General features: G+C 29.0%; 9 protein-coding genes and 2 pseudogenes. All 11 read left to right on the top strand.

The window, feature by feature from the left end; translation table 11 throughout:
- Positions 1-285: pseudogene (locus HMPREF9131_RS07390) on the top strand (lysine--tRNA ligase); the annotation flags it as partial.
- 612 nt (positions 286-897) lie between these two features.
- Positions 898-1,101 carry a PLDc N-terminal domain-containing protein gene (locus tag HMPREF9131_RS07385; protein ID WP_009346235.1) on the top strand — a complete coding sequence of 68 codons (204 nt, stop codon included), beginning with the start codon at positions 898-900 and terminating at the stop codon, positions 1,099-1,101.
- Positions 1,101-2,015 (top strand): ABC transporter ATP-binding protein, encoded by a 915-nt coding sequence (locus HMPREF9131_RS07380; RefSeq protein WP_009346231.1) that lies wholly within the window; start codon positions 1,101-1,103, stop codon positions 2,013-2,015. The genes HMPREF9131_RS07385 and HMPREF9131_RS07380 overlap by 1 nt, the downstream gene beginning before the upstream one ends.
- Positions 2,012-2,779, top strand: a complete 768-nt coding sequence (locus tag HMPREF9131_RS07375) for an ABC transporter permease (RefSeq protein ID WP_009346241.1) — start codon at positions 2,012-2,014, stop codon at positions 2,777-2,779. Before HMPREF9131_RS07380 ends, HMPREF9131_RS07375 begins: the two co-directional genes overlap by 4 nt.
- 13 nt (positions 2,780-2,792) lie before the next feature.
- Entirely contained in the window at positions 2,793-3,896 is a 1,104-nt protein-coding gene (locus HMPREF9131_RS07370; RefSeq protein ID WP_009346237.1) for a helix-turn-helix domain-containing protein, read from the top strand.
- A 221-nt stretch (positions 3,897-4,117) separates the two neighbouring features.
- Positions 4,118-4,636, top strand: a complete 519-nt coding sequence (locus HMPREF9131_RS07365) for a hypothetical protein (protein WP_009346232.1) — start codon at positions 4,118-4,120, stop codon at positions 4,634-4,636.
- An 11-nt stretch (positions 4,637-4,647) separates the two neighbouring features.
- Positions 4,648-4,821, top strand: a pseudogene (locus HMPREF9131_RS07360) (conjugal transfer protein); the annotation flags it as partial.
- 63 nt (positions 4,822-4,884) lie between these two features.
- The gene (locus HMPREF9131_RS07355; protein ID WP_009346234.1) at positions 4,885-5,403 is read left to right on the top strand and encodes a ClbS/DfsB family four-helix bundle protein; all 519 of its coding nucleotides are present in this window, start codon (positions 4,885-4,887) and stop codon (positions 5,401-5,403) included.
- A gap of 37 nt (positions 5,404-5,440) precedes the next feature.
- The gene (locus HMPREF9131_RS07350; RefSeq protein WP_009346236.1) at positions 5,441-5,863 is read left to right on the top strand and encodes an SRPBCC family protein; all 423 of its coding nucleotides are present in this window, start codon (positions 5,441-5,443) and stop codon (positions 5,861-5,863) included.
- 67 nt (positions 5,864-5,930) lie between these two features.
- Complete coding sequence (locus HMPREF9131_RS07345) at positions 5,931-6,548, top strand: SAP domain-containing protein (RefSeq protein WP_009346233.1); 618 nt, start codon at positions 5,931-5,933, stop codon at positions 6,546-6,548.
- Between the two features lie 103 nt (positions 6,549-6,651).
- Complete coding sequence (locus HMPREF9131_RS07340; protein ID WP_009346240.1) at positions 6,652-6,942, top strand: DUF3847 domain-containing protein; 291 nt, start codon at positions 6,652-6,654, stop codon at positions 6,940-6,942.
- Positions 6,943-7,368: the final 426 nt, after the last annotated feature.

Genomic DNA, 7,368 nt, shown 5'->3' with positions numbered 1-7,368 from the left:
AAGAACTGCGAAGAAGTTCCAAAATCAAAAAAACTATTGAAATTTACATTAGATGATGGTAGTGGAAAAGAAAGAACCATCTTAAGTGGAATTAAGGAGTACTACTCAGCAGAAGAACTTATTGGAAAAACTTTGTTAGCAATTTGCAACCTTCCGCCAAGAAAGATGATGGGAATCGACTCAGAAGGTATGATTATATCTGCAATTTGTGAGTATGACGGAGAAGAAAAACTTAACTTAATAATGTTGGATGATAATATTCCAGCAGGATCAAAATTATATTAAAGGACACGCTAATTATGAAACTGGGGTTTGTTATGAATCCCAGTTTAATTTTTATAATTGGATTAATAGAAATATTAAACTATACAATAAAACCAATTTAAAGAAAAATAAATATTAGATAATCTCAGACGATAGAAATTAAATACTATATCGTCTTTTTTTATACTCAAAACTTGGATGTTATTATGATAACTATAAAAAGTCCATATTAGAGCAAATAAAAAGCTTTAAGACAGACGATAAAACTAAATCAAACAAGAAAGACCATGGCAAAGGTGCAGAGAGATAAATATCGGTAGTCTCCGGATTGCCTTTATTTGTTTGTCATATGTAAATAGATTGTATAATGATGTTATATGTGAAGATTGTAGTATTGATGTATAGATAATAAGATAACAGATTATAAAAGTATTGGAATCAATGTTTTATGGGGGTTACAAGAACTCTTATAAGTATTTTTTTATTTAAGAAATATATTAAATGAATTTCAACAATAAATACTTAAGAAAAGTTTACTTGTAGTTGATAAAAATAGGATAAGTTAATTAATAGTTTCTTGACGGTTGATTAAGTAAAATGATATGATATATACAAATAAAGGGGGATTAAAAAATGCCAGATATTATTAGAGAATACTTGCCGATACTTATACCTATTATTATTTTAGAAATTGCACTTATGTTTTATTCCTTAAGACATGTTTTAAAACACGATAGATATAAATTTGGAAGCAGAACCATGTGGATTTTAATAGTTATTATTATCCAAATTATTGGACCTATCCTATACTTAACAATAGGTAGGGAGGAAGAATAATGGAAGCATTAAAAATTGGAAATCTTCATAAATCCTTTGGAAAAAACAAGATTATTAATGGATTATCCATATCGATTCCTGAAAACACAATCTTTGGGTTTTTAGGCAAAAATGGTGCTGGAAAAACTACGACAATGAAAATGATTTTAGGATTTTTGAAAAAGGATGAAGGTTCCATTAAAGTCTTTGGAGAAGAAGTAAGCTTTGGTCAGTCAAAAACCAATCGATTTATAGGGTATCTTCCAGATGTTCCTGAATTTTACGGTTATATGACAGCAAAGGAATATTTGAATCTATGTGGGGCTATAACTGGTCTTAGCAAAAATGAAATTAAAAACAAGAGTGTGGAACTTTTAGAATTGGTGGGATTAAGAGATGTCAATAAAAGAATTAGTGGCTATTCTAGAGGTATGAAACAGCGCTTGGGTATTGCCCAAGCCTTGTTAAATAGCCCCAAATTATTAATATGTGATGAACCAACTTCCGCCCTTGATCCGCTTGGAAGAAAAGAGATATTGGACATTATATTAAAGATAAAAGACTCTACGACTGTTATTTTTTCAACACATATTTTATCGGATGTTGAAGCAATCTGTGATCATGTTGTGGTGCTTGATAAAGGGAAAAATGTACTAGAAGGTTCGATAGATGAATTAAAAAATATAAAGAGGAAAAACACAATAAAAATCAGATTTAAGTCAGACAAAGAACTAAAGGCATTTAAGTCACTAGATAAATTTTCAAATACGTTAACAAATGAAAAAGGAGATACTCTATACTTAACAGACGAAGACAATCAACTAAAAGATATTGATATTTTATATGAGCTATATAAGTTAAACATATTTCCTATAGAAATAAAAATAGAAGAACCTACATTAGAAAATATTTTTATGGAGGTGACGAAAGCATGAGGATATTTTTATCTCTATTAAAGAAAGAAGCTATTGAAGGTGCAAGGACTAAAAAAATAATTTCTACCTTTATCCTGTTCTTGTTCATCGGGTTAATAAGTCCTTTGACAGCAAAATTAACTCCCATGATACTTCAATCCATAGCTACAGGAAATATAGATATTAACGTAGCACCACCATCAGAAATTGACTCTTGGACACAATTCTTTAAAAACATTAGTCAAATAGGTATGTTTGGATTATCCATTATATTAAGTACTCAAATGGCGAATGAATTCCAAAAGGGAACCTTGATTAATTTATTATCTAAGGGACTGCCAAGGTATCAAGTCGTGCTATCGAAGATTTTTTATAATTTTATTTTGTGGTTTATTGCTTACTTTTGCTCATTTATACTAACTTATTTCTATACAAAGTACTTTTTCGGGATTTCATTTCCTATTAGAAATATACTTATGGCAGCCTTGCTTCCTTTTATATTTGGATTATTTTTAATATCGTTAGAGATATTAGCTGGAGTGATTTCAGGAAATGTTATAGGTACATTAATATTAACGACTGCTGGGATTGTGATTCAACTTATATTATCTATTCGAGATGAAATTGTTAAATACATGCCTATTGCATTGATAGGAAAGCCTGTGAACCTTATAAAAGGAATAGGATATGATGACTATTATGTACCGATTATTACGGGCAGTATTTTGCTTATACTGTGTATCGTAATTTCGATTGCTGTAATAAACAAAAAGCAAATCAGTTAGGAGGTAAAATATCATGCTAAAAATTGGAGAAAATATTCTTCAGAAGCGAAAAGAAAGAGGCATAACTCAGGAAGAATTAGCAGAATTTATGATGGTAACAAAGGCTTCCGTATCAAAATGGGAGACAGGTCAAAGCTATCCAGATATTTTACTTCTACCAAAACTTGCCACTTTTTTTAATATAAGTGTGGATGAATTAATAGGATATGATCCAGATTTATCTTCAGCTCAAATACAAAAATTTTATATAGACTTAGAGAATCGTGTCCTTGATGTAGGTATGGATAGTATCGTAGAAGATATAAAAATTAAAATTAAAAAATACTATTCTTGTTTTGATCTCCTATACTATATGTCTTTGTTTATTTTGAACCATTGTGATTTAGCAACTGATGATGTAAAAAAAGAGGAATATCTAGAATACACAAATAATATACTAAGAAGAGTGTGCGAGCATTCTAAAAATCCTATATTAAAAGAACAATCATTGAGCTTGAGGGCAGCCTGTTTAATTAGTTTAGGAAAATCAGAAGAGGCATTAAATATTTTGCCATCTTCGGACATGTTATCTATATCAAAAGATTGTTTAGTGGCTTCAGCTTATTTAAAAACGAAGAAGGAAAATGAAGCAGATCATAAACTACAAATAATGATTTATAAGAACGTAATTGATTTAATCACTCTTCTTATTATGAAGAGCAGTTTGCATGATGAGGATTGGGTCGAAACCTTGGAAAGAGTGGAGGATTTAATAGAAACTTTTAATCTTACTGAAATAAATATTTCTATAGTTTTAAATTTTTATTTATCCTTGGCAACGCACTATATTGAAGATAATAATATCAAACTTGCTAGTCAATATGTAGAAAAATTACTCAACCTACTAATAGAGAGCAAGGAAAAAACGTTTAAGATAAGAGGCGATGAGTATTTTAATCAAATAGATGAATGGCTTGATGAAAATTTATTATTATCTACGAATCCAAATAGAAGTGACGATATGATTGTTCGCTTTTATATAGATGCAATAGAGAATAATGAGAGTTTTAAAGGAATTATTTTTGAAGGAAAGGTAAAGTTCTTAGTTGATAAAGTTAGAGAAATATACTCTCTATAATTAAATAATACCATTAGATAAAAGATTGTAATTTTGTTTGTCCATTCCTAAGTAATAGACTTTTACTTAAGTTTACACAACTTTAACAAACTGTCAATTTTTCATGAAAATTTAGAGTTGATCTAATATGAGGATTTTTTGGTAATATGAAGAATGGTTAAAAATATATAAATACTTGTAGTATCCTTATCATGAATATATCAAAAGTTAGGAGTTAGGAAATGAGAAATAAAAACAGGAAAAATTTAATAATAGTGACCTTAATGATTGGGTTGATATTTATAACTTCTTGTTCTAAAGAAAAAAATGTTAAAAGTGAAGAGTTTCATTTGTTTAAAGAAGAGATGTCATCAAATAAAAAAATAGGTGAGATTCAAATAAAATTTTTAAGACCATCCTTATATATTAATTTTGTTACATCTGAAAATTTTAAAATTAATGATGTAAAAAAAGTAATAGATAAATTAAAACCATTCATAAATACCAATCACATGGATGAAATTGCAAGTAAATATTGGGAAAAAGATACAAAAGTATTTACTGTATATATATCTTTTTATAATGGGAAAATAGATAAGAATGACACAAGAAAGAATCTCGTGTATAGTATATATACAGAGTATTATAAAACTCATGTTGTTGATGATAATCCTTTAAATATAGATGCTTATAGCACATGGTTTATAGAAGTTGATGGGAAAGAATATCAACTTGAGGATTACTTAGATGGAGATTATTAAAATTGGTATATTTTTATCTAAGAGTAGTAATACATTTCTTGTCTGATAAATTCGATATTACAAAGCATAAGAATTATAAGTTGTTGGACGATTATGATAAGAAGAATTTATTTGATGTGGAAGAGTTTTTGAAAAACAGAGATAAAATAAAAATAAATAGGAACAGTTTGATTACAAGATTATGAATTATCCTTAGGATAAAAATATTTTTGGTATAATATCTATATATAAACCATGGAGGTAGGCATATGAGGTCTTATGAAAGTAAGGAAGAATTAAAGAATGAGATAAAGAAAACTTTTGAAAAATATATTTCAGAGTTTGATAATATACCAGAAGAACTAAAAGATAAAAGACTAGAAGAAGTTGATAGGACACCAGCAGAAAATCTTGCCTATCAAGTAGGCTGGACGACTTTAGTATTAAAATGGGAAGAAGATGAGAAAAAAGGTATAGATGTTAAAACACCATCAGATAAATTCAAGTGGAATCAACTTGGAGAATTATATCAATGGTTTACAAATACCTATGCCCATAAATCTCTATATGAACTAAAAGAACAACTAACAGAAAATGTAAAAAAAATTTATCTTATGATAGATGAATTAACAGATGAAGAATTATTTAAACCACATATGAGAAAATGGGCAGATGAAGCAACCAAAACTGCTACTTGGGAAGTATATAAATTTATTCATGTAAATACAGTAGCGCCATTTGGAACATTTAGGACTAAGATTAGGAAATGGAAGAAATTAGTTCTATAGATAGAAAAGTATAAATAAGTTTACTTAGGAGGATTTTGTGGCAGTTGCAAATATCAAAGTTACATTAAATTGCCCAATAGAAAAAGTATGGGATAAAGTTACTGACCTTCGTGATTTTGGTTGGAGAAGTGATATCAAAGATATCAAAATTATTGATGATAAGAATTTTGTAGAGATTACAAAAGATGGGATAGAAACAAATTTTAAAGTTATAGAATGTACGAAACATCAATGCTGGTCTTTTGAAATTGAAAACGCAAATATAAAAGGAACTTGGATAGGAAAATTTTATTCGAATGGAGATAAAACAACATTAGATTTTACAGAAAATATTATTTCTAAAAAATTTATATTTAAACCTTTTGTAGGACTATATTTAAGAAACCAACAAAAACTGTATTTTAAAGATTTGAAGGAAGCACTTAATTGTGAAGAAGCAAGTCATGTTCAAGTGTTATGAAAATAATGAAATAGATAAATTGGAGTAGCCTATTCATATATTTAGATCTTTTCGAAAGGATAAAACAATGATAGAAAGTAGACCTAAGTTTGATAAAATCACATCGTTTGATGAGTTTAATAAATACTATTGGTATCGTGAAGAACTTTCACAGATATGCAAGTTATTAGGATTAGAATATAGAGGTAAAAAACAAGAACTTACTTATATTATTGAGCAGTACTTTAAGGGTGATGTGATTAAAAAGTCATCAATAAAAAACATAAAGAAACAAGTTGATTATATTACTTTAGATATGCCTTTACTTGAGTGTGGATTTTCCTTTAATTCAAAATTCAGAGAATATTTTTCTGTTGTAACAGGTGTTTTGCCTTTCAAATTTACTGCAGATATGGCAACGGCTTGGAGAAAAGTGAAAAGACAAAATGATTTGAGTTTTACTATTCAAGATATGCTCAAAGTTTATTATGGAAAATCAGATTATGCAAAGTATGATAATTTGGTTTGTCAATGGAATCAATTTTTAAAGGATTTCTGTGCAGACGAAAATAGTTGTAACTACTCTAATAAAATACAAGTAGCTGCAATTCTTTGGAAAGAAGTCAGAGATTCAAAAAACAAAAAAGTTTATTCACGAGAACTTATAAAAAAATATGAGGATAAAATAGAAGACTATCACAAGTAAACAGAAACTATTTTTTTGAATGAAAAAAATTAATACAGATAGATGTTAGGCGATAGAAATTAAAAACTCTATCGTCTTTTTTATTGCAAGAAAGGAGTTATCTATGAAAAAATTAGAACAAATAAGACAAGAGTCAAAAGAAATAAAAGATAAAATTGACGATACAGAAGAAAGATTAAGGCAACTAAAAAATCAAGAAAAGAAGATATTAAAACAAGACATAGCGAAAAGAAGAAAAGAAAGAACTCATAGACTAATAACAAGAGGAGCAATATTAGAAAGCCTTATAGAAAATGCAGAAGAACTAACAGATGAAGAAATAAAAATCCTACTAGAAGAAGCAACAAAGACAAAAGAATTTAAAGAAACACTAAGAATAATGAGAGAAAATTAGGAGAAATAAAATAATCAAATCTCCCTTAGATTTTCTAAGGGCGCAATTATACACCCTAAAGGGTGCTTGCGTCCTGCGGAGCCAAACCCTTGCAGCGACCAACAACCATTCGCTTTGGGTCTGCCCCAGCCAATTATCTCCAACGAAAATTCATTTGAGTTGCAGAGATAATTAGGCGAGGGTATTAAAAGTCAAGGGTAAATAAACTCGCTAACGCTCGCCCTTGACTTTTAAAATTTGAAATGAACAAAACAATTAAGCCGACTAACTGCCTGTACCCGTAAGGGTGGAACAACAAAAATTAATTCAGTAGTCGGATTTTTCTATTCTATCAGGGTCTGCCCCTGCCAATCATTCACCACGAGCTTACGAGTGGATTGAATGATTAGGCAAAGGGTATTTCAAAACGCTCATTCACAAAGAGGA

Source organism: Peptoniphilus sp. oral taxon 836 str. F0141, assembly GCF_000179335.1.
Classification (GTDB): domain Bacteria; phylum Bacillota; class Clostridia; order Tissierellales; family Peptoniphilaceae; genus Peptoniphilus_A; species Peptoniphilus_A lacrimalis.
The sequence above is the reverse complement of the archived record's forward strand: the minus strand, read 5'-3'. Positions and strand labels throughout refer to the sequence as shown.

What these genes read in the sequence shown, in the direction of transcription:
- HMPREF9131_RS07385 (WP_009346235.1), top strand. Translation starts at nt 898, where the DNA reads ATGCCAGATATTATTAGAGAATACTTGCCGATACTTATACCTATTATT.
- HMPREF9131_RS07380 (WP_009346231.1), top strand. Translation starts at nt 1,101, where the DNA reads ATGGAAGCATTAAAAATTGGAAATCTTCATAAATCCTTTGGAAAAAAC.
- HMPREF9131_RS07375 (WP_009346241.1), top strand. Translation starts at nt 2,012, where the DNA reads ATGAGGATATTTTTATCTCTATTAAAGAAAGAAGCTATTGAAGGTGCA.
- HMPREF9131_RS07370 (WP_009346237.1), top strand. Translation starts at nt 2,793, where the DNA reads ATGCTAAAAATTGGAGAAAATATTCTTCAGAAGCGAAAAGAAAGAGGC.
- HMPREF9131_RS07365 (WP_009346232.1), top strand. Translation starts at nt 4,118, where the DNA reads ATGAGAAATAAAAACAGGAAAAATTTAATAATAGTGACCTTAATGATT.
- HMPREF9131_RS07355 (WP_009346234.1), top strand. Translation starts at nt 4,885, where the DNA reads ATGAGGTCTTATGAAAGTAAGGAAGAATTAAAGAATGAGATAAAGAAA.
- HMPREF9131_RS07345 (WP_009346233.1), top strand. Translation starts at nt 5,931, where the DNA reads ATGATAGAAAGTAGACCTAAGTTTGATAAAATCACATCGTTTGATGAG.
- HMPREF9131_RS07340 (WP_009346240.1), top strand. Translation starts at nt 6,652, where the DNA reads ATGAAAAAATTAGAACAAATAAGACAAGAGTCAAAAGAAATAAAAGAT.